General features: G+C 70.8%; 19 protein-coding genes and 1 tRNA gene. 12 read left to right on the forward strand and 8 right to left on the reverse strand.

Features of this window, described 5'->3' with window-relative positions; translation table 11 throughout:
- Window positions 1–10 precede the first annotated feature (10 nt).
- From B7438_RS14295 to B7438_RS14305, 3 genes are all read left to right on the forward strand, one after another.
- Window positions 11–1543 carry an MFS transporter gene (locus B7438_RS14295; protein WP_085370276.1) on the forward strand — a complete coding sequence of 511 codons (1533 nt, stop codon included), beginning with the start codon at window positions 11–13 and terminating at the stop codon, window positions 1541–1543.
- 119 nt (window positions 1544–1662) lie between these two features.
- Window positions 1663–2727 carry a 3-isopropylmalate dehydrogenase gene (locus B7438_RS14300; protein ID WP_085370277.1) on the forward strand — a complete coding sequence of 355 codons (1065 nt, stop codon included), beginning with the start codon at window positions 1663–1665 and terminating at the stop codon, window positions 2725–2727.
- Between the two features lie 38 nt (window positions 2728–2765).
- Window positions 2766–3896: a branched-chain amino acid aminotransferase gene (locus tag B7438_RS14305; protein WP_085370279.1), complete on the forward strand. Its 1131-nt coding sequence runs from the start codon at window positions 2766–2768 to the stop codon at window positions 3894–3896.
- On the opposite strand, the gene B7438_RS14310 is transcribed toward B7438_RS14305, so the two are convergent.
- Window positions 3893–4999 (reverse strand): aminotransferase class V-fold PLP-dependent enzyme, encoded by a 1107-nt coding sequence (locus B7438_RS14310; protein WP_085370280.1) that lies wholly within the window; start codon window positions 4997–4999, stop codon window positions 3893–3895. The two genes, B7438_RS14305 and B7438_RS14310, sit on opposite strands and share 4 nt — an antisense overlap.
- Before the next feature lie 74 nt (window positions 5000–5073).
- Here B7438_RS14310 and B7438_RS14315 point away from each other — a divergent pair, with 74 nt between their 5' ends.
- The 6 genes from B7438_RS14315 to B7438_RS14340 all read left to right on the forward strand — a co-directional run bounded on the left by B7438_RS14315 (window position 5074) and on the right by B7438_RS14340 (window position 10326).
- On the forward strand, window positions 5074–6024 hold the full coding sequence (locus B7438_RS14315) for a LysR family transcriptional regulator (RefSeq protein WP_085370281.1): 951 nt from the start codon (window positions 5074–5076) through the stop codon (window positions 6022–6024).
- Entirely contained in the window at window positions 6021–6917 is an 897-nt protein-coding gene (locus B7438_RS14320) for a ketopantoate reductase family protein (protein ID WP_085370283.1), read from the forward strand. Before B7438_RS14315 ends, B7438_RS14320 begins: the two co-directional genes overlap by 4 nt.
- Before the next feature lie 24 nt (window positions 6918–6941).
- Complete coding sequence (locus B7438_RS14325) at window positions 6942–7709, forward strand: fumarylacetoacetate hydrolase family protein (protein WP_085370284.1); 768 nt, start codon at window positions 6942–6944, stop codon at window positions 7707–7709.
- Window positions 7710–7721: 12 nt separating this feature from the next.
- Window positions 7722–9239, forward strand: a complete 1518-nt coding sequence (gene gltX / locus B7438_RS14330) for a glutamate--tRNA ligase (RefSeq protein WP_085370287.1) — start codon at window positions 7722–7724, stop codon at window positions 9237–9239.
- Window positions 9240–9246: 7 nt separating this feature from the next.
- The gene (locus B7438_RS14335; protein ID WP_085370288.1) at window positions 9247–10197 is read left to right on the forward strand and encodes an NAD(P)/FAD-dependent oxidoreductase; all 951 of its coding nucleotides are present in this window, start codon (window positions 9247–9249) and stop codon (window positions 10195–10197) included.
- A 57-nt stretch (window positions 10198–10254) separates the two neighbouring features.
- Window positions 10255–10326 (forward strand) — tRNA-Gln (locus B7438_RS14340).
- Between the two features lie 88 nt (window positions 10327–10414).
- Here the strand turns inward: B7438_RS14340 and B7438_RS14345 are convergent.
- The 5 genes from B7438_RS14345 to B7438_RS14365 form a co-directional block, all read right to left on the reverse strand.
- Window positions 10415–14617 carry an SdrD B-like domain-containing protein gene (locus B7438_RS14345; protein ID WP_085370290.1) on the reverse strand — a complete coding sequence of 1401 codons (4203 nt, stop codon included), beginning with the start codon at window positions 14615–14617 and terminating at the stop codon, window positions 10415–10417.
- Window positions 14618–14797: 180 nt separating this feature from the next.
- Window positions 14798–15724 (reverse strand): Ppx/GppA phosphatase family protein, encoded by a 927-nt coding sequence (locus tag B7438_RS14350; RefSeq protein ID WP_085370291.1) that lies wholly within the window; start codon window positions 15722–15724, stop codon window positions 14798–14800.
- 17 nt (window positions 15725–15741) lie between these two features.
- On the reverse strand, window positions 15742–15939 hold the full coding sequence (locus tag B7438_RS14355; RefSeq protein WP_085370292.1) for a hypothetical protein: 198 nt from the start codon (window positions 15937–15939) through the stop codon (window positions 15742–15744).
- A gap of 22 nt (window positions 15940–15961) precedes the next feature.
- Window positions 15962–16468 carry a hypothetical protein gene (locus tag B7438_RS14360; RefSeq protein ID WP_085370295.1) on the reverse strand — a complete coding sequence of 169 codons (507 nt, stop codon included), beginning with the start codon at window positions 16466–16468 and terminating at the stop codon, window positions 15962–15964.
- Window positions 16469–16523: 55 nt separating this feature from the next.
- The gene (locus tag B7438_RS14365; protein ID WP_085370296.1) at window positions 16524–18203 is read right to left on the reverse strand and encodes an HAD family acid phosphatase; all 1680 of its coding nucleotides are present in this window, start codon (window positions 18201–18203) and stop codon (window positions 16524–16526) included.
- Window positions 18204–18378: 175 nt separating this feature from the next.
- On the opposite strand from B7438_RS14365, the gene B7438_RS14370 reads away from it, so the two are divergent.
- From B7438_RS14370 to sufU, 3 genes are all read left to right on the forward strand, one after another.
- Entirely contained in the window at window positions 18379–18705 is a 327-nt protein-coding gene (locus B7438_RS14370) for a hypothetical protein (RefSeq protein WP_085370297.1), read from the forward strand.
- A 76-nt stretch (window positions 18706–18781) separates the two neighbouring features.
- Window positions 18782–20059: a SufS family cysteine desulfurase gene (locus tag B7438_RS14375; RefSeq protein WP_085370298.1), complete on the forward strand. Its 1278-nt coding sequence runs from the start codon at window positions 18782–18784 to the stop codon at window positions 20057–20059.
- Window positions 20056–20502 carry a Fe-S cluster assembly sulfur transfer protein SufU gene (gene sufU / locus B7438_RS14380; protein WP_085370300.1) on the forward strand — a complete coding sequence of 149 codons (447 nt, stop codon included), beginning with the start codon at window positions 20056–20058 and terminating at the stop codon, window positions 20500–20502. Before B7438_RS14375 ends, sufU begins: the two co-directional genes overlap by 4 nt.
- A 15-nt stretch (window positions 20503–20517) precedes the next feature.
- On the opposite strand, the gene B7438_RS14385 is transcribed toward sufU, so the two are convergent.
- Together B7438_RS14385 and B7438_RS14390 are read right to left on the reverse strand one after the other, a co-directional pair.
- Complete coding sequence (locus B7438_RS14385; protein WP_085370301.1) at window positions 20518–21279, reverse strand: amino acid ABC transporter ATP-binding protein; 762 nt, start codon at window positions 21277–21279, stop codon at window positions 20518–20520.
- Window positions 21276–22163, reverse strand: a complete 888-nt coding sequence (locus tag B7438_RS14390) for an amino acid ABC transporter permease (protein WP_256922051.1) — start codon at window positions 22161–22163, stop codon at window positions 21276–21278. The genes B7438_RS14385 and B7438_RS14390 overlap by 4 nt, the downstream gene beginning before the upstream one ends.
- Window positions 22164–22173 lie beyond the last annotated feature (10 nt).

Raw genomic sequence — 22173 nt, forward strand, 5'->3', positions numbered from 1 at the left:
CAGTAAATACATGTCCACGCCGAGCATCACCACGCCCACGCCCGCCGTCGCGCCCCGCGCCGGTGCGCGTCAATGGGTGGCGCTCGCCGTTCTGATGCTTCCCGTGCTGCTGGTCTCCGTCGACAACACGGTGCTCAGCTTCGCGCTGCCCGCCATCTCCCAGGCGCTCGAACCGAGCGGCACGGGGATGCTCTGGATCATCGACGCGTACCCGCTCGTGCTCGCGGGACTCCTCGTCTCGATGGGCAGCCTCGGCGACCGGATCGGCCGCCGCAAGCTGCTGCTGATCGGCGCGACCGGGTTCGCGGTCGTGTCCGTCGGCGCCGCCTTCGCTCCGACGACCGAATGGCTCATCGCCGCGCGTGCCAGCCTCGGGTTCTTCGGCGCGATGCTGATGCCGTCCACGCTGTCGCTGCTGCGCAGCATCTTCACCGACCGCGAGCAGCGCAGGCTCGCCATCGCCGTCTGGGCATCCGGGTTCGCGGCTGGCTCGGCCCTCGGCCCGATCGTCGGCGGCGTGCTCATCGAGCACTTCTGGTGGGGATCGGTGTTCCTGCTCGCGGTTCCCGTGCTCATCCCGTTGCTCGTGCTCACTCCGCTGCTGGTGCGCGAGTCGCGCGACCCGAATCCCGGGCCGATCGACGTCCCGAGCATCCTGCTGTCGCTGCTGACGATGGCGCCCATCGTGTACGGGATCAAGTCGCTCGCCTCCGACGGCCTCTCCGTCGCTGGGGTGCTCGCCATCGTGATCGGGGCCGTGTCCGGCTGGCTGTTCGTGCGCAGGCAACTGCGCAGGCCCATCCCGATGCTCGACATGCGGCTGTTCCGGCGGGCGTCGTTCAGCGGCGCCGTGCTGATCAACCTGCTGAGCGTGGTGTCGCTCGTCGGCTACCTGTTCTTCGTGTCGCAGCACCTGCAGCTGGTGCTCGGCCTCAGCCCGATCGACGCAGGCCTCGTGCTCATCCCCGGTCTCGCCACGATGATCGTGGCCGGGCTGGTCGTGGTGCCGATCGCGCGGCGCGTACGGGCGGCGATCGTGGTGCCTGTCGCCCTGCTGATCTCGGCGGTCGGCTACCTCGTGGTGGCTCTGTCGGGAGGGGATGCGCAGGCCGGGGTGCTCATCCTGTCGTTCGTCCTGCTCGGGCTCGGGATCGGCGCGGCCGAGACGGTCTCGAACGAGCTGATCCTGACGAGCGCTCCCGCCGAGAAGGCCGGTGCGGCCTCCGCGGTGTCCGAGACGGCGTACGAACTGGGCGCCGTGCTCGGAACGGCGACGCTCGGCACGATCCTCACCGCGTCGTACCGTTCGGCGGTCGTGCTGCCGGATGGCCTCACCAGTGCGCAGGCGCACGCGGCGGGGGAGACCCTCGGCGGTGCGACGACCGTGGCCGGTCAGCTGCCCGGCGACCTGGGCGAGCAGCTGCTGGCGTCCGCGCGCGCCGCGTTCGACTCCGGTGTCGCCCTGACCGCGGGCATCGGCGTCGGGCTCATGGTGGCCGCGGCGGCCCTCGCGGTGTTCTCGCTGCGGAATATCGGGCGCTGACGCGGATCCGGCCGCTGACGCGGATCCGGCCGCTGGGGCGCGATCCGGCGGGCGCGCATCCACCCGGTCGCTCGCCGGTAGTCTGGGATGGTCCGCCCGCAACGAACAGCAGGAGTGCCATGTCCGAGTCCCCGTCCGTCGTCAAGCTCGCCGTCATCCCGGGAGACGGGATCGGACCGGAGGTCGTCGCCGAGGCGGTCAAGGTGCTCGACGCCGTCACGGAGGGCAGCGGACTCACCTTCTCGAAGACCCCGTTCTCGCTGGGCGCTCAGCGCTACCTCGAGACCGGCGACGTGCTCACCGACACCGATCTGGATGCGATCAAGCAGCACGACGCCATCCTGCTCGGCGCCGTCGGCGGCGTGCCGGGCGACCCTCGCCTCGCCGGGGCCAACATCGAGCGCGGGCTGCTGCTGAAGCTGCGCTTCACGCTCGACCACTACGTCAACCTGCGCCCGACCACGCTGTTCCCCGGCATCGCCAGCCCGCTCGCCGACCCGGGCGACGTCGACTTCGTCGTCGTGCGCGAGGGCACCGAGGGACCGTACGTCGGCAACGGCGGCGCCATCCGCCAGGGAACGCCGCACGAGATCGCCAACGAGGTCTCCGTGAACACGGCGTACGGCGTCGAGCGCGTCGTCCGCTACGCCTTCGACCAGGCGGAGCAGCGCAGCAAGAAGCTCACGCTGGTGCACAAGACCAACGTGCTCACCTTCGCCGGCTCGCTCTGGAAACGGATCGTGGACGCTGTCGCCGCCGAGCATCCGGAGGTGGCGGTCGACTACCTGCATGTCGACGCCGCCACGATCTTCCTGGTCACGAATCCTGCTAGATTTGACGTGATCGTCACAGACAACCTCTTCGGCGACATCCTCACCGATCTCGCGGCCGCAATCAGCGGCGGCATCGGACTGGCGGCCTCGGGCAACATCAACCCTGCAGGCGAATTCCCCAGCATGTTCGAGCCGGTTCACGGATCGGCCCCCGACATCGCAGGCCAGCAGAAGGCCGACCCCACCGCTGCGATCCTCTCCGTAGCACTCCTGCTCCGACACCTCGGACGGGTGGAGCTCGCGGAGCGGGTGGAGCAGGCGGTGACCGCCGACCTCGCCAGCCGCGGCACAGCATCCCGCGCCACCGCCGAAATCGGCGACGCGATCGCCACCGCCGTGGCGCAGAATTAGTTCATCCGCTTCGAACGAGCGCAGCGCAAAGGATTCTCATGACATCTCCGACCAGCATCACCCTCACGGGAGCACCGACCCCCAGCGGGCTCGCTTTCGCCGTCACCAGGAACGAGGAGGCGCGCAGCGCAGCCGAGCGTGAGGAGATCCTCGCGAACCCAGGCTTCGGCAACTACTTCACCGACCACATGGTGGATCTGTGCTGGTCGGTCAAGGGTGGCTGGCACCGGCCGCGCGTCTCGCCGTACGGCCCGATCCAGCTGGAGCCGTCCGCCGCCGTCCTGCACTACGCGCAGGAGATCTTCGAGGGTCTGAAGGCCTACCGCCACGAGGACGGCTCGGTCTGGACCTTCCGCCCGGAGGCGAACGCCGCCAGGATGCAGCGCTCGGCATACCGCCTCGCGCTGCCGGAGCTCCCGGTCGAATACTTCATCGACTCGCTCAAGCAGCTCATCGCCGTGGACGGCGACTGGGTGCCGAGCCAGCCGGAGACGAGCCTCTACCTGCGTCCCTTCATGTTCGCCAAGGAGGCGTTCCTCGGCGTCCGCCCGGCGAACAAGGTCGCCTACTACCTGATCGCGAGCCCGGCCGGCGCGTACTTCTCCGGCGGAGTGAACCCGGTGTCGATCTGGCTCTCCGACCACTGGTCCCGCGCGGGCAAGGGTGGAACGGGAGCGGCGAAGACCGGAGGCAACTACGCCTCCAGCCTGCTTCCCCAGGCCGAAGCGGCCGAGCACGGCTGCGCGCAGGTGCTGTTCCTCGACTCGGTGGAGGGCAAGTACCTGGAAGAGCTCGGCGGGATGAACGTGGTGCTCGTCTACAAGGACGGCACCCTGGTGACCCCCGAGTCCGACAGCATCCTGGAGGGCATCACCCTCGAGTCCGTGCTGCAGCTGGCCCGCGACCGCGGTCACAAGGTCGAGCAGCGCAAGGTGACGATCGACGAGTGGCGCGTCGGCGTGGAGTCCGGCGACATCGTCGAGGTGTTCGCCTGCGGCACCGCCGCCGTGATCACCCCGATCGGCGAGCTCAAGTCGGACACCTTCACCGTCGGCGACATCACCGCCCCTCCCGGGGAACTCACGATGTCGCTGCGCGAGGAGCTCACCGACATCCAGTACGGCCGCGTGCGCGACCGCCACAACTGGATGATGCGTCTCGACGGCTAGGAGCCTGACGGCCCCGGCCCCGCGCTTCCGCGATCCTTCGCGGGAAGCGCGTCGCCGACCCGTGCGACGTCGTCGGGCGTGTTCCAGAGGTGGAAGGCCACCCGGGCACGCCCGGCGCGTCCGGACGCCCGGATCCCGGATGCGGTCAGAGCCGCGAGGTCGGAGCCGTCCGCATCCGGCCAGGTGACGATCGCCTGCCCGACGGCCGGAAGGCCGAGGTGGTCGCAGAGGGCGTCGCCGAGGCCGCTCGTGTATGCGTGCACCGCGACCTGGTCGAGGCCGGAGAAGAACGCGAGGGCGGCGGCGGTTCCCGGCCAGACCGGCCAGGCGGGGGAGACGTCGAAGCGGCGCGCATCCCGGGCCAGGTGCATGTCCGGGCCGTAGCAGGACGCCCACGGGTCGTCGCCGGCGAACCAGCCGGCCTGCACGGGTCGCAGCTCGTCGAGCATCCGGTCGCCCACGGTGAGGAAGGCCGAGCCGCGCGGGGCGCACAGCCACTTGTATGCGTGGCAGGCGGTGAGGTCGAACCGGGAGGCGTCGACCGGGAGCCAGCCGACGGCCTGGGTGAGGTCGGCGAAGGTGATCGCGCCGTGCGTGGCCGCCGCGGCGATGATCGCGTCGGAGTCCGCGACAGCCCCCGTCGCTGACTGCACGAGCGAGAAGGCGACCAGGCTGGTGCGCGGGCCGATGGCGTCGGCGACGCGGTCGAGCGGCGCGTGCACGACGGTGACGCCTCTGTGCTGCTGCGCGAGGAACGGGAAGACCATCGAGCTGAAGTCGCCGTCGACGCAGACCACCTCCGCGCCGTCCGGGAGGGATGCGGCGACGGTCGCGGCGATGGCGGAGACCTGCGAGCCGATCGCCACCCGGTCGGCCGGGACGCCGACGATGCTGCCGAACGCTGCCCGCGCCTCCTCGACGGCGGCGCCGTACGCGGCCGGGGTGGCCTCTCCGCGCTCCCAGGCGTCCAGTTCGCCCCGGGATGCGCTGAGCGTCGCCCGCAGCGGAAGGCCCTGGGTGCAGGCGGCCAGGTAGCCGGCCCCGCCGACGAAGGCGGCGCGCGCGGCGGCGAGCGGCTGCGGGACGATGACGGGTGCTGGCATGCCTCCAGCGTGCCGCTCCCGGACCTATTCGAGAAGAGCAGGTGTTGAATCGCATCCATCACCTGTGGTTATGTGTGCGTGTGTCCCTCGACGATCTCGACTCCCACAGCCTGCGCGTCGTGCGCGCCATCGCCGACCACGGCTCGATCACCCGCGCCGCCGATGCGCTCGGCTACAGTCAGCCCGCCATCAGCCAGCACCTCAAACGGCTCGAAGCCCGGCTCGGGATGCCCGTGGTCGCCCGGGCGGGACGCGGTGTGCGGCTGACCGAGGCCGGCAGGGTGCTCGCCCGTCACGCCACGACCGTCACGACGGCACTGGATGCCGCGGCCGGGGAGCTCGCCGACCTGCAGGGCCTCCGGTCGGGGCGGGTGCGGCTCGCGGCGTTCCCGTCCGCGTCGTCGACCATCGTGCCGCGGCTGCTGCGCACGATGGGGGCGGCGCATCCCGGGGTGAGGATCACGTACACGGAGGCGGAGCCGCCCGAGGCCGTCGCTGCCGTTCGCGCGCAGACAGCAGATCTCGCGATCACGTTCAGCTATCCGGGGGACCGGGTCGACCCGCACCGGGAGAGCGCGCGCGGACTCGCGGTCATCCCGGTCTGGCGCGACGAGATGCTGCTCGTGCTCCCCGCAGGGCACCGGCTCGCCGACGCGGAGGCGGTCGACCTGGCCGACCTGGCGACGGAGTCATGGATCGCCGGCTGCCCGCGCTGCCGCGGCCACCTGCTCGAACTGACCGACGCGCGCGACTTCGTGCCGCGTATCGCCTACGAGACGGACAACTTCGTCGCGGTGGTGAGCATGGTCGCCGAGGGCGTGGGCGTCGCGCTGATCCCGTCGCTCGCCATCGGCTCCGCCGGGCACAACGACGGGGTGGTCATCCGGCCCACCGTCAACCACGACCACCGCACGGTGAACCTGGTCGGGGCCGTCGGCGCCGACGCGGTGCCCGCCATCGCGAGCACGGCCTCCGCACTGCTCGAGCTCGACGGGGCCGCCTGGTCGCTAGCATCAGTGTCATGAGCACCGAGCAGCGTCCCGTGATCGCCGTCGTCGGACCGGGGGCGGTCGGCGGACTCGTCGCCTGGCTGCTGCACCGCGCAGGGGAAGACGTGGTCGCGGTCGGGCGGCCGGCGACCGTCTCCGCCGTCGCGGCGAACGGCATCGAGCTGCGCGACACGGGAGGGGCCGCCGCGGAGAAGTTCGGCACAGGCGTCGAGCGGGTGCCCGCCAGCGTCGACGTGCCGGAGGGAGCGAGCGTCATCGTCGCGACCAAGACGTACGGGCTCGACGACGTGCTGCCCGGTATCGCCGCGGCGCGGCCCGCCGAGGTGATGTCGCTGCTCAACGGCGTCGAGCACATGGGGCAGCTGCGGGATGCGCTGCCCGGCGTGCCCGTTGCCGGCGCAAGCATCGCGGTGTCCGCGCTCCGCGCATCCCCGTCGGTGATCGACCTGCGGAGCCCGTGGGTGCGGATCGAGGTGCCGGAGCCCGCTGCCGGGTTCGCGTCGGTCGCGGCGCTGACCGCGGCCGGCCCGGCCGTGCGCGTGCGCGGGACGGAGGGAGAGGTGCTCTGGGGCAAGTTCCGGATGCTCGCGTCGATCGCGCTGCTCACCTCGTACTGGCGGCAGCCGGTTGCCGCTGCCCTCAGCGAGGACCCCGAGCTGACGGAGGCGCTGCTCTCCGAGGTGGTGGCGTGCTCGAACGCGTCCGGGGTCCCCGCGACGACGCTGCAGCTCGTCGAGACGCTGTCCGGGGTGCCGGGCGGGATGCGCACCTCGCTGCAGGAGGACCTCGCAGCCGGTGCGCCGAACGAACTGGACGCCCTCGGTGGCGCCCTGCTGAGGATCGGGGAGGCCAACGGGATCCCGACCCCGGCGGTCGAGCGGATCGTGAGTGCGCTGAGCGTTGCCTGATGGCGGGGCAGTAGGCTCGGGAGCGTGAAAATCGCGCGCTTCAGCCATGAGGGATCCATCGACTACGGCATCGTCGACGAGGACGCCCTCGTCGTCCTCGCCGGAGACCCGATGTTCGCCGGATTCGACACCACGGGGGAGCGGGTGCCGCTCAGCAAGGTCGGCGCGCTGCTCGCGCCGGTCATCCCGCGCTCGAAGGTCGTCGCCGTCGGCAAGAACTACCGCGACCACGCCGCGGAGATGGGCGGCGACGCGCCGGAGGAGCCGCTTCTGTTCCTCAAGCCGAACACCGCCGTCATCGGGCTGGGCGACGCCATCGTGCTGCCTCCCCAGTCGAAGCAGGTCGACTTCGAGGGGGAGCTCGCCGTGGTGATCGGAAAGATCGCCCGCAACGTCTCCGCGAAGGACGCGCACGAGTACATCTTCGGATACACGGTCGCCAACGACGTCACCGCCCGCGACCTGCAGAAGACCGACGGCCAATGGACGCGCGCCAAGGGCTTCGACACGTTCTGCCCGCTCGGCCCGGTGATCGAGACCGAGCTGAAGCCGGACGCCTACCTGCGCACGCGGGTCAACGGCGAGCTCAAGCAGGATGCCACGATCGCGGATATGGTGCACGACATCCCGTCCATCGTCGAGTACGCGTCGAGCGTCTTCACGCTGCTGCCCGGGGATGTGATCCTCACCGGGACGCCGGCCGGCATCGGCCCGATCGTCGCGGGAGACACGGTCGAGGTGGAGATCGAAGGCGTCGGCTCGCTCGTGAATCCGGTGCGGGCCGCCAAGTAGGATTGAGGGAGTATGTCTGACTCCACTTCGCACCCGTTCTCCACCGCAACCGGCTCCGACGTCCGCGTCCGGTTCTGCCCGTCGCCGACCGGCACGCCGCACGTCGGCCTGATCCGCACCGCCCTGTTCAACTGGGCGTATGCGCGGCACACCGGCGGCAAGCTCATCTTCCGCATCGAAGACACGGATGCGGCTCGCGACAGCGAGGAGAGCTACGGCCAGATCATCGAGGCGCTCACCTGGCTGAAGCTCGACTGGGACGAGGGCGTGAACGTCGGGGGACCCGACGGTCCATACCGCCAGTCGGAGCGCTACGACATCTACCGCGACGTGATCGAGAAGCTGAAGGCGTCCGGTCACATCTACGAGAGCTTCGCCACCGGCGAGGAGATCGAGGCGCGCAACGTCTCGCTCGGCCGCGACCCCAAGCTCGGCTACGACAACTTCGAGCGCGACCTCAGCGACGAGCAGAAGGCCGCGTACCGTGCAGAGGGCCGCCAGCCGGCTCTGCGCCTGCGCGTGCCGGACGACGACCTCAGCTTCGACGACCTGGTGCGCGGCGAGATCACCTTCCCGGCCGGATCGTTCAGCGACTTCGTCGTCGTGCGTCCCAACGGGCACCCGCTCTACCCGTTCGTGAACCCGGTGGACGACGCGCTGATGGGGGTCACCCACGTGCTCCGCGGCGAGGACCTGCTCTCGTCGACGCCGCGCCAGATCGCGCTGTACCACGCGCTGATCGACGCGGGCATCACCACGTTCGTGCCGCGCTTCGGCCACCTGCCGTACGTGATGGGCGAGGGGAACAAGAAGCTCTCCAAGCGCGACCCGGAGTCCAACCTGTTCCACCACCGCGACCGCGGGTTCATCCCGGAGGGGCTGGTCAACTACCTGGCGCTGCTCGGCTGGTCTCTCACGCACGACCGCGACGTGTTCTCGATCGACGAGATGGTCGCGGCGTTCGACGTGGTGAACGTCAACCCCAACCCTGCGCGCTTCGACCAGAAGAAGGCGGAGTCGATCAACGGCGACCACATCCGGTTGCTGGAGGTCGGGGACTTCGCCGAGCGGACCATCCCGTACCTGGTGGCGGACGGCATCCTCACGGAGCCGCTGACCGACGCCCAGCGCGCCATCCTGGCCGAGGCGGCCCCGCTGGTGCAGGAGCGCGTGCAGCTGCTCGGCGAGACGCCGGCGATGCTCGGCTTCCTGTTCACCGACGCTGCGTCGCTCGAGATCCAGGACGACGCGCGCGCCTCGCTGCCCGCCAACGCCGGAGAGGTGCTCGCCGCCTCCATCGGCGCGCTCGAACTGGTGCCGCTCGACGAGTGGAACCACACGAACATCGAGTCCGCCCTCCGGGATGCGCTGATCGAGGCACTCGGGCTGAAGCCGCGTGTCGCGTTCGGCCCGCTCCGCGTCGCCGTGTCCGGCCGCCGCATCTCGCCGCCGCTGTTCGAGTCGATGGAGATCCTCGGCAAGGCCGAGAGCATCGCGCGCCTCGACAAGCTGTCCGCCGCGCTCGGATAGGCGCGCCGTGCCACGGGAGTCACACGAGGTCGTCGTCGTCGGCGGCGGCCCCGCCGGGCTGTCCACCGCGCTCAACCTGGTGCGGGCGCGCCGCGACGTGCTCGTCGTCGACAGCAACCGGCCCAGGCACGCGGCCACCCTCGTCGCCCGCGGCTACCTGACCCGCGACGGCATCGCCCCGCTCGAACTGCGCCGCCTCGGCCGCGAAGAGGTCGAGGCGTACGACGGCGGGGAGGTGACGTTCGCCCTCGCCCAGAGCATCGAGGTGGAGGGCGACGGCTTCCGGGTGCGCGCGAAAGGCGTCAGGGGAGCAGCGGACATCGACGTGCTCGCGCAGACGGTGGTGATCGCGACGGGACTGCAGGAGACGCTGCCCGCCGTGCCGAGCATCCGCGCGTACTACGGCACCCAGCTGCACAGTTGCGTGGAGTGCGACGGCTACGAGAAGGCGGATGCGCCGCTCGCCCTGATCGGCGAGACGGACGACCTCGCGGAGCGCGCGATGCTGCTCACCCAGTGGACCGACGACCTGATCGTCTTCACCAACGGCGTCGGCACGGTCGGCGACGACGACGAGCGGGTGCTCTCCCGGCTCGGCGTGCGCGTCGAGCGCCGCGCGATCGACGACGTGGTGGGGGAGCGAGGGACGATGACGGGCGTGCGCCTGGCGGACGGCACGGTCATCGACCGCGCGGGCGGCTTCGTGCGCCCGGTCTGGACGCCGTCGCTCGCGTACGCGGCCGGTCTCGACCTGGACGCGGACAGCGACGGCTACCTGCTCACGGACGCCCACGGCCGCACCTCGGTGCCCGGGGTGTACGCGGTCGGCGAGACGACGCCTCCCGGCCCCCAGCAGCTCATCGTGGCCGCGGGCTCCGGAGCGGTCGCGGCCTCGGCGATCAACCGCGACCTCATCGGACTCGCGATCGACGGCGCGCCCGGGATCGCCGTTTTGTAATTGAGGGTCGGCGTAGGATAAAGTTGACTCTCGTGCCCGGGCTTCGGTTCGGGACAGTGGGGTATGGTGTAATTGGCAACACGGCGGTTTCTGGTACCGTTGTTCTTGGTTCGAGTCCAGGTACCCCAGCAGTGAAAAACCCCCGGTCGCCCGGGGGTTTTCTTGTTGGTGCGGTGAGGTTCGGCGCGGCGAGGCCCGGCGCGGAGCGCCGCGGCGCTCACCCCCGGCCGGGCCTGCGCCTCCTGCGCGTCGCGAGCAGGACCGCGCCGGCTAGCACCGCCGCGAGGGCGAGGGACGTCAGGCCACCGCTGATGTCCGCGCCGGTGGTTGCGAGGCGGCTAGCGGAGGCGCCGGAGGGCGCTGAGGGCGCGTCGGGCGTACCCACGGGCGGCAGCGGCGTCACCGGCGACACAGGGGGCGCCAGGGGCGGCACCGGCGGCGTGGGCGGTCCTGGCGGCGCGGGCGGACCTGGCGGTGCCGGCGGCGCCGCGATCGCCGGCCCCACCACGCCCTGGTCGATATCGCTGCGGTGCTCGCCCGCCCCCAGCGCGATGGTCCCAGTGACGCCCGTAGCTGGGTCGCCGTCGGAGTCGAGCGCGGGGTCCCCGCCCGCTCCCTCCGTCGTGAACGCCTGCCCGGCGCCCAGGCTGGCGGGGGAGAACGTGACCGTGTAGCTGCCCGGTCGCAGGTGGTCGAAGACGTAGTGGCCGAGGGCGTCCGTGCTCGTGGTCGCCGAGACCGGCGCGCCCGTGACATCGGTGCCGCTCAGGGTGACCGCGAAGCCGTCGACGCCGGGCTCGCCCGCATCCTGGAGGCCGTTCGCGTTCGCATCCAGCCAGACCGTGTCTCCGATCGAGCCGAACTGCTGCTCGCCGAAGTCGTAGTGGATCGCCGCGTCTCCTGCAGTCAGGGTCACACCGGTCACGGTGTCCGTGCCCGACGTGCCACCGTGGCTCCCGACGAACGACGACGGGGTGGTGGAGGTGAACCCGTCCGGCTGGGTCTGGGTGACCGCGTACGTTCCCGGGATGAGGCCGACGAAACCGGCAACGGGGGCCGTCGCAGGATGCGCGCAGTCCGGCCGGTCGGCGTACACCGTCTCACCTGCGGCGAACGCGTAGTACCCGGAGGCGTTGGTGCACGCGTACAGGGTGACGGCGGCGCCGCGCTCGTCGGTGCCGGTGAGCGTGATGAGGACGCCGGGCAGTCCGGAGTCCGGCGCGCTGAGCGCGTCGTCGTAGTCCGTGTCGACGAAGACGGTCCCCGCGAGGGATGCCCGGCTGAGGAACGCCGCGTTGGCCTGCGCCTGGGCGTCGCCGTCGCTGACCGCATCCGGCGACTGGAACAACCGGACGCTGTTCGGGGCGCTCGAATACCCGCCGAGCGGCGCCGTCGCGGTGTACGTGATCGTGAACGACGAGTGCGCGGGCATCGTGAACGGTCCAGCGGTGATCCCGTCGGCGGCCGAGGTGAGCGGTGCCGGACAGGTCGCGCCGACGACGCCGTCCGTCGCGCGCGGCGACGGGGAGCAGGTCACCGCGCCGAACCCCGTCGGGTTGTCGGCGCGCAGGGTCGCATCCAGCGGGTCGGCGAGGGAGGCCGTGCGGCTCTGGTCGGAGTAGTTCGTGAAAACCGACGTGTACACGATGGTCTCGCCTGCGTACGCGACCGTCGGGTCGACCGTCTTGGTCACCGACAGGCCGGCGCTGCCAGGGCGGGGACCGACGGTCGCCCTGTCGATCACGGTCGGCCACTTCAGAGGGTCGTCGTCGGATGCTCCGAACATCGCCCGGTTGGTGAGGTCGCCGGACGGAGTGCGCGGGAGGGCCATGGTCACCGTGAAGGTCACCGACGATCCCGCGGACATGGTGGCTGCACCGTCGCCAGGCGTGGACCAGGATGCGTCGAAGAGTGCGGCGAACGACGGGTCGGCGTCCTGCCCGACCGGAGAGGTCGCCCCGTCGACGCCCTGACGGGACCCGGGGTGCACGGTGTAGTCCGGGCAGGACGCTCCCGCGCCTGCCACGCAGGTCACCGTCGTGTGAGCGAGGTCGACCTCCGCCAGGGACAGCCCGGCCGCGCTCGTGAACGCGTCCCGCAGGCGAGGAACCTCGAGTCCCGAGGTGGACGTGTTGGTCGCCGTGATCGTGAAGGTCGCGTCCCCGTCGGTGTCGAAGTACGGAGAGTTCGCGGTCTTCACCACGCTCAGCGAGGTGGTGCAGGTGGGATGGTCGACCGAGAACTCGACGAAGTCCGAGTTGTTGCCGTACGGGTCCCGGTCGACGAGGTCGGGGGCGATCCCGGTCGGGACGCTGACGAAGTTATTGCCGGCGATGGCCGCGCTCTGCGGGCTGCACTGCGCGAACTCTGGCTTGATCAGCGGGGCGCGGTACGGCACCGTGAGGCGGATCTCGCCGCCGACCGGCATCGCGGCGGGGTCGCCTGCCGGTGTCGAGATGTCGTAGTGCAGCAGCTCGGTGTCGGTCATCCTGGTGGCCGGGTCGAACCAGAAGTCCGGGTTCCCGTCCGTCTCCGGGGGAGCGGTCGGGCAGGCGGCGCCGTTGGCGACAGACTGGCAGGTGATCTTGTCGGCGACGATGCCTGTCCCGCTCGTCCCCGTTGCCGGCTGGTACATCGGGTTGAAGCCGATGCTGGCCTGGTCGTCGATGGTGTACTCGGTGAGGTCGGTGCTGTCGACCGAGTTGTTGGTCACGTCGAGCAGGAAGTAGACCAGCTGCCCGGGACGCAACGCCCCGGCGGGGGTCGTGGCTGCGGCATCGAGGAACGGCCCGGTCTTCACCACGCCCAGGTCGTATGGACGAGACGCGCAGTCCCGACCCTGCAGTGCGTCGGAGCGCACGACGCGGCCGTTGTTTCCCTGAAACGTGCCGAACACGTCGTCGTCCCCGGTCGAATGGGCGTCGGTTCCCGCGTCCGTCCAGACGAGGGTGCGGAACGCCACCGTCGCCGGGCGGCACAGCATCGCGTCGTCGATGTTCTGATACGTGCCGTGATAGGTGACGGTCAGAGTGCCGCCGGCGGGGACGCTGACAGAGCCACTCCGGATGCGTTCGCTCTCCGGCGTCGCGCCGGTTCCGTCGACCGCCCAGGATGCTGGACAGCTGGCCCCGCCGGTCGCGGTGCAGGTGATCGCGGCCAGGTCGAAGGTGGAGGCCGCGCCGGAGAGCCGGGCGGGCGCCTCGGCCTGCAGGTACGCTTCGGTGATGCCGTCCGGCCCGGCGTTGGAGTACGTGGCCGTGTACGCGAACGGTCCGCCCGGCGCCCACGCTCCGGCCGCGGGGACGGCGTCCGCCGCGTCGGTCCGCAGGTCGAAGTTCCGGCAGGCGGGCGGCGTCCACGTCGTCTCGGCGTGGGCGGTGTTGTCCGCGACAGAGCCGTCGGTCTCCGCCGGGACACCCGCGAGCGTGTCGACGTCGAACGGCCAGGTCACCGGCGCACTGCCGCAGCCGGGGGTTCCCCGCGTGTACGTGACGCGCAGGACGATGCTGCGACCGGGCTGGAGACCGGACACCTGCGCGCCGCCTCCCGCTGTCGTGGCGGCGATCGGGCCACCGCCGACCCCGGTCACGGCCGAGCAGTCGCCGGTGGACGCCGCCTGGTCGCAGCTGACGCCCGAGAACGCCGGATCGCCCGGGCTCGCGGGGGCAGCCGCCGCGACCGGGATGCCGGAGGACCACTGCGCGGTGAGCAGGTCGAAGGTTTGCGAGCCAGTGTTGGTGATGGTCACGTCCGCGACCAGGCCGGCCGGGTCGTGGTCGTCGAGGGTGACGGCGACGCCGTGCGCGAAGCCCGCGAGCGTGTACTGGTAGGTGAGGTCGGCGGTGTTCGTGCGCGGGGCGAGGTCGCCGAGCGGCGAGGAGACCTCGATGGACGCGCGCGCCGACTGCGTGCTGGTCGCGATGTGCTGTGCGGTGGCGGTGAAGGTCAGCTTCCCGCCCTGGGGCACCGCGATCCCGGTGGCGCTGACGGCCCCGGTGGCTGTGGCGAAGGTCCACCGCCCGGTCGGGCAGACGGCGCCGCCGGTGGCCGTGCAGTGGATGCCCGCCGTCCACCAGTCGACCGGCTTCCCGGAGGCGTCTGTGCCGTCGAACGTCGGAACGATCAGCGTGACGTCGCCGTCGGTGAGCGGCACGGCGACGGAGTTCTCCACGGTGAACGTGAACGTCGAGGTGTCGTGCCACCCCACGGTGGTGCGGTCGGTCGCGATGTTCACCACAGCATCCGGGGCTGCCGTCGCGGCGAGGGCGGCGGGCGCCCAGCCGGCGACGACGAGCAGCGCAGCGGTGGCGGTGGCGGTCAGCGCGCGGGCCGCGAGGCGGGGGAGGCGCGCGTGGCGGCGGTGGCGGTGGTGGATAGGCGTGCCGGCGCTGGCGCGATGGCGAGGAGGTACGGAGGGCATGACGATGGAGCTTTCCCGGGTGTGCACGGGGATCCCGTGCGGAAGATGCGGCTACGGCCCACGTCGGGTTGGGGCCGATGTCCACGGATATTGCTCGCAAGGTTAGGCGGCGGGAAAAGGCCGCGACTATCCCGTGTGGGACGCATCCTGTCCACAATCGGCCACGAGGGCCCAGCCGGGTCAGCCCAGGTGGTCGAGGTAGCGCAGGATGATGCCCTCGCGGAGCGCCCACGGGCACACTTCGAGCTCATCCACGCCGAAGGCGCGCATCGTCTCGCGGAGGACGACGCCGCCTGCGACGATCTGGAACGTGCGGTCCGCGGTGATCCCGGGCAGCGCCGTGCGGGCATCGGCCGGCAGTTGCGCGAGGCGCGGCACCCAGTCGGACAGCTCCGACCGCTTCAGCAGGCTGCGCTCCGTTCCGCCGGGGCCGGGCGCCGTCGACCCGGCGAGGCGGGCCAGGGACCGGATGGTCTTGGAGGTGCCGACCACATGGCTGCCGGATGCGCGGGAGCCGAACCGCGACACCGCATCCTGGAGGACCGAGCGGGCGTGCATCCGGAGCGCGTCGACCTGGGATGCGGTGGGCGGGTCGTCGTGGAGGAACCCGATGGTGCTGCGGCCGGCGCCGAGCGGGACGGACACCGCGATGTCCGGGTACTCGTCGCGGCCGGAGGCGATCTCCAGCGAACCGCCGCCGATGTCGAACAGCAGCAGGTCGCCGGCCGACCAGCCCGACCAGCGGCGCACGGCGAGGAAGGTCAGCTTCGCCTCATCCTCGCCGGACAGCACCTGCAGGTCGACGCCGGTCTCCGCAGTGATGCGCGCGAGCAGCTCAGGGCCGTTGCTGGCCTCGCGGATGGCGGACGTGGCGAACGGCAGCAGTTCCTCGATGCCCTCCTGCTCCGCCACGCGCATCGCAGACGCGATGGCGTCCAGGATGGCCTGGCAGCCCTCGTCGCTGATCGCGCCGTCCGCGGTGATGTAGCGCATCAGCCGCAGCACGGACTTGTGGGTGGCGGCCGGGATGGGGCGGGCGCCGGGGTGAGCATCGACGACGAGAAGGTGGATGGTGTTCGAACCGACGTCGAGAACTCCGAGGCGCATAGTCAGACAGTACTGGCTCAGCGCCCCTGCCTGTGACGCACCCAGAACCCGATCAGCACGCCGCCGCCGATCGCCACGAGTACGCCGATCCCGCGCACGATCCACTGGGTCTGGCCGGTCGCGGCGTCGAAGATCAGCGGCGCGCCGAGACCGACGGCGACGAGGAGGATGCCGCCGATCAAGAACCAGGGGGAACCGTTCGTGCGCTCGACCATGCTCACGAGGATACCGGTGCGGTCACCGCGCGCGGGGCCACCCGTCGTCGAAGGGGGCGGAGAGGGCTGGATCGACCTTCTCCGGTGTGGGCTGCTGGGTCTCGAGTCGCTTGAGGCGGCGTCCGGAGGTGACGTACAGCACAGTGAGGACGAGGAACTCGATCGCCCCGGCAACAGCGCTCGCCGTGGCGGTCTCCGTTAGCGGGTGGCGGCTGTTCCCGACGAACAGGCTGAGCGAGGTCATGACGGTGAGGAAGCCGAACAGGATCCCCAGGCGGCGGCTCAGTTTCGCCCTCGCGGTCATCCGCCACCAGGGCCGGGGAGGATCGCGCAGCTCGTCCGCTCCGCGGAAGATCCGCGCGCCGACCAGATAGAGCGCGAGGTCGGCGACGGTGGAGAAGACCACCCACGCCAGCGAGTTGCCGGTGGTCGCGATGATCGCCCGCACCCCGAGCCCGACGACGCACCACCCGACGACCGCGTAGGCCCACTTGCCCCGCACCGTCGTGATCCTGAGCGGCTTCCGCATCCGCACCTCCCTTGCCGGAGTCAGCGTACTGGACGCCGAGCCCGGCAGGGGCGATCTACGGCAGGTAGTACGTCGGGTTCGGCAGCTTCACCGCGCGGTCGGCCGAGCCGCCGATCAGGTCGCTGAACTGGTCGCCGTAGTTGGCGACGATGTCGTACTTGCCGCCGGCGGCAGACTCGACGTGGGCCCTGGTCTGCGACTTGTACTCGATCGTCGTGCACTTGGCCGTGGCGCAGGTGATGTACGACGGCTGTTGGGAGGCGCCGACGCCCGTCCACTTGGTGTAGTAGTTCTGCGGGGTGAAGCCGGTGTATCCGACCTTGGCGAGGTTGCCGAGGGTGGCGGCCTTCTGGTCGTCGTTGCGTCCGGTGAGGCCGATCAGCGTGCATCCGGACTTCTGGGCGACCGCGGCGAGCGTGGTCATCGACGGGGTGGCGGGGAAGCGCTGGTCCTGCACCCAGACGTCCTGTTCGGCCGGGTTGAAGGTGAAGTGCATGTCCGCCACCTCCATGTCGTACGTCCACAGGGTGGTGTCGTCGGCGTCGAGGATGATGGCGGGGTTCCTGTGCAGCTTCTTCTCCACGAAGCAGGTCGCGGCGAGCACCGGCAGCTGCCGGAGCACCAGGCTGCGCATCTCGCGGATGTACGGGGAGTCCGTCTTGTTCGCGATGCCCGTGCCCGGGTCGCCGTAGTAGGTGGCGATCGTGGACTTCACCGAGTCGATGTTCGGGATGCCCTCCCCGCCCTGAGTCGCGCCGCTCGTGCCGTCGGGCGCCATCGTGAAGTGCGTGCGCGGCGACAGGGCCGGCTCGTTCACGCCGGGGAGGTCGGGGGAGGGCAGGTAGTACGTGGGGTTCGGCAGCTTCAGTGCGCGCGTGGCGTATCCGCCCTGCAGGTCGGACCACTGATCGCCGACGTTGAGGTCGATCGTGTATCCGAGGTCCTGGATGTGCTTCCTGGTGAGCGCCTTGTACTCGACCGTCGTGCACTTCGCCGTGGCGCAGGTGATGTACGACGGCTGCTGGGAGGCGCCGACGCCGGTCCACTTGGTGTAGAAGTTCTCCGCGGTGAACGGCGTGTATCCGACCTTGGACAGGTTGCCGAGGGTGGCGGCCTTCTGGTCGTCGTTGCGGCCGGTGAGGCCGAACACGCTGAAGCCGATGGCCGCGGCTTTGTTCACGAAGGCGACCATCGCCGGGGTGGCGGGGAAGCGCTGGTCCTGCACCCAGACGTCCTGTTCGGCCGGGTTGAAGGTGAAGTGCATGTCCGCCACCTCCATGTCGTACGTCCACAGCGTGGTGTCGTCGGCGTCGAAGACGATCGCGGGCTTCTCGCCCCTGGCCTTCGCCGCCGCGTACTCGGCCTGCAGCTTCGCCGTCTCGCCGGCCACGATCGTCGACATCTCGCTGATGTACGGCGACGCCGTCTTGTTCGCTATGCCGGTGCCGGGGTCGCCGTAGTAGGTGGCGATGGTCTTCTTGACCGAGTCGATGTTCGGGATGCCCTCCCCTCCCTGCGTCGCGCCGCTCGTGCCGTCCGGCGCCATCGTGAAGGAGGTGCGCGGCGCGAGCTGCTGCCCGTGGCCGGCTCCGTGCCCCGGTCCCGGGTCCCAGGCGGACGCGGCGGACACGTCGACCACGCCGAAGCCGACGACGATGGCCAGCACGCCCGCGGCCCCGGCGGCGAGGCGGGTACGGCGCGGATGTGCGGTTCTCTCGGTGGACCTGAGCAACATTGCAGACACCAATCGATCGAGGGGGTCCACCCCCGAACGGGGGTCTGGGAGCACACTAGCCGGATGCGGTCTGACGCGCCAGACGCGCGCGAGCGCCCCGCGCGAATGAGCGGGCGACCGCGGCTCCCCGGGCCGGGGCTTGTCCGGCGGATCGCGGGTGGCCTAGCATCTCGCCATGACCGACGCATCGCCGACCGTGGCCTTCGACCTGCTCACCACCCGACTGCTCGACGACCCGGACGACGACGTCGTCGCGACGGAGAAGGGCCTGAACGTCCACGGGAAGCTGTTCGCGTTCCTCGACGGGGACGCCCTGGTGGTCGACCTGCCGGCCGCGAGGGCGCTCGATCTGGTGGACCGCGGGATCGCCTCTCCCGCATCCGGAGGGGTGGTGGATGCGCGCGGCTCGTGGGTCGCGATCGGCGACGTGGAGGACTGGCAGGAGCTCGCCTCCGAGGCGCACCAGTTCGTCGGGGAACCGCCGGTCGGCCGCGACTCCTGACGGGCGGAGTCTGCGCATCCGGGAATGCCGTAACCCTCGACTGCATTGCAGTTTGAGGAAGTAAGGTTTTCAACGCATGCACACCGACACCATCGATCTCACCCGAATCCGCGCGGACTTCCCGATCCTCGGCCGCGAGGTCAACGGGCACCCGTTCGTCTATCTCGACTCCGGAGCGACCTCGCAGAAGCCGCGCCAGGTGCTCGACGCCGAACGCTCCTTCGTCGAGCAGTACACCTCGGCCGTCCACCGCGGCGCGCACACCGTCGCCGGCGAGGCCACCGAGCTGTTCGAGGACGCCCGCGCACGCGTCGCCTCCTTCGTCGGCGTCGACGCCGACGAGCTGGTCTGGACGTCCAACGCGACGGAGGGCATCAACCTGCTCGCGTACAGCATCTCGAACGCGTCGCTCGGGCGCGGGGGAGACGCGGCGGCGCGGTTCAGGATCGGGGAGGGCGACGAGATCGTCGTCACGGAGTCCGAGCACCACGCGAACCTCGTGCCGTGGCAGGAGCTCGCCGCCAGGACCGGGGCGACCCTCTCGGTGATCGGCCTGCACGACGACGGACAGCTCCGCCTCGACGAGGCCGCCGCCGTCATCACGCCGCGCACGAAGATCGTCGCGTTCACCCACGTCTCCAACGTGCTCGGCGCGATCAATCCGGTCGAGACGCTCGTCGCCCTCGCCCGCGAGGTCGGTGCGCTCACCGTGCTCGACGCCTGCCAGTCCGCGCCGCACCTGGCGCTCGACCTGCACGCCGCCGGCGTCGACTTCGCCGTGTTCTCCGGCCACAAGATGCTCGGGCCCACCGGCATCGGCGCGCTCTACGGCCGCCGCGAACTGCTGAATGCGCTTCCGCCGTTCCTCACCGGCGGCTCCATGATCACCACCGTCACCCTCACCGGCGCCGAGTACCTCCCGGCGCCGCAGCGGTTCGAGGCGGGGACGCAGCGCGTCTCCCAGGCCGTCGCGCTCGCTGCCGCTGTGGACTACCTCGACGCGGTCGGGATGGCCGCCATCGAGGCGCACGAGGAGGAGCTGGGGGCGCGCATCCTGGACGGGCTGGCCGAGATCCCCGGCGTGCGCGTGCTCGGACCTGGGCGCGACGTGCCGAGGGTCGGGCTCGCAAGCTTCGTGGTGGACGGCATCCACTCGCACGATGTCGGCCAGTTCCTCGACGACCGCGGCATCGCGGTGCGCGTCGGCCACCACTGCGCGCAGCCGGTCCACCGCCGCTTCGGCGCGACGGCCAGCACCCGCATCAGCACATACCTCTACAGCACTGCGGACGAGGTGGATGCGGCCGTCGCGGCCGTCGCCGACGCCCGCTCCTTCTTCGGAGTCGACCGATGAGCACGTCCGACCTTCAGAACCTCTACCAGCAGGTCATCCTCGACCACGCCAAGGAGAAGCACGGCTACGGCCTGCGACCGGATGCGGCAGGAAGCTCGCACCAGCTCAATCCGACGTGCGGAGACGAGGTGACGCTCAACGTGCATCCATCGGCGGAGGGCGGCGTCGCGTCGATCAGCTGGGAGGGGCACGGCTGCTCCATCTCGACGGCGTCGGCGTCGCTCCTCAGCGACATCGCGCACGACGTGTCGCGCGAGGAGCTGGCCGATGCGGTGGCCGCGTTCCGCGAGCTGATGCAGTCGAAGGGCACGATCGACGGTGACGAGGAGCTGCTCGGCGACGCCGTCGCCCTGGCCGGCGTCTCGAAGTACGTCACGCGCATCAAGTGCGCCATGCTGCCGTGGGTGGCGCTGGAGGACGCGCTGGCCACGTCGGCCGCGTAGCGACAGCGGCGGCCGTCAGGCGACCCAGCCGGAGAACCGGGCGAGGAACTCGCGGGTGCGCTGCTCGCGCGGCGCACCGAACAGCTCCGACGGCGACCCCTGCTCGGCGATCACGCCCGCGTCGAGGAACACCACGCGGTCTGCGACGTCGCGCGCGAACGCCATCTCGTGCGTCGCCATGACGATGGTCGTGCCGGACGCCTTCAGATCGCGCACCAGTTCCAGCACCTCGCCGACCAGTTCGGGATCGAGGGCGCTGGTGACCTCGTCGAGCAGCAGGAGCTCCGGGTCGGTCGCAATGGCGCGCACGATGGCGGCGCGCTGCTGCTGACCGCCGGAGAGCCGGTCCGGGAACTCCTTCGCCTTGTCGCCGAGGCCGATCGCCGCCAGCAGTTCGTGCGCCTTCGCCTCCGCCGCCCTGCGCGGGATGCGGTGCACGCGGCGGCTGGCGAGCGTCACGTTGTCGAGCACGGACAGGTGCGGGAACAGGTTGTAGTGCTGGAACACCACGCCGATGCGGCCGCGTACCGCATCCATCCGGGTGCGGGGATCGCTGATGTCGTCCCCGACGAGGAAGATCTGCCCGTCGTCGATGGGCTCCAGGAGGTTGATCGTGCGCAGCAGCGTCGACTTGCCTGACCCGCTCGCGCCGATCAAAGCCACCACCTCGTGCCGGTGCACGTCCAGGTCGATGCCGCGCAGCACCTCCGTGTCGCCGAACCGCTTGCGCAGCCCGGTCAGCCGGAGCACGGGCTCCGCGGTGTCCTGGTCGCTCATACGACGCTCCCGATCTGCTCGCGCCTGCGCACCCGCGCCGAATACCAGTCGGTGAGCCGGATCATCGGAAGCGCCAGCACCACGAAGAGCAGCCCGGCGAGCACGTACGGGGTGAAGTTGTATGTGGCGGCCGTCTCGATCTGCGCGGCGCGCACCGCATCCACCGCTCCCAGGATGGAGATGAGGCCGACGTCCTTCTGCATCGCGACGAAGTCGTTCATCAGCGCGGGCGTGACCTTGCGGACCGCCTGGGGCAGGATCACCAGTCGCAGCGTCTGGTAGTGGCTGAGGCCGAGGCCGCGGGCCGCCAGCCGCTGCGAGGGATGCACGGCCTCGATCCCGGCGCGGAACACCTCGGACACGTATGCCGAGTAGACCAGGATGAGCGCGATGGTGCCCCAGAACTCGGCGGGCATCCGCGGGAAGACGCCGAGCCCCGGCAGGCCGAAGCCGACGAGGTACAGCACGATGATCAGCGGCATCCCGCGGAACAGATCGGTGTAGCCCGCCGCCAGCGCGCGCAGCGGGAAGAAGATCGGCCCGCGCAGGGTGCGCGTGGTGGCGATCAGGATGCTCACGATCAGCACTCCGATCGCGGCGACGATCAGCACCCGGATGTTGAGCAGCAACCCCTCGAACACTCGCGGCCACGCCTGCACGGCCACGGCGGGGTCGAAGAAGGTCTGCTGCACGGCGGCCCAGCCGGGGGTGTTGATGACGAAGAACCAGGCGACGACGGCGACGACGATGGTGCTGGCGAGGCTGATCAGCACGGAGCGCGTCGTCTGCCTGCGCCGGAACGTGCGCCGGCCGAGCTCGACGGCGCTGGGCTGGTCGACGTCGCTGGGCTGCCCGGCGGCGCCCGGTTCCTGGATGGTGCTCACCCGTTGAACG

This window comes from Leifsonia sp. NCR5 (genome assembly GCF_002105485.1).
Lineage (GTDB): Bacteria > Actinomycetota > Actinomycetes > Actinomycetales > Microbacteriaceae > Leifsonia.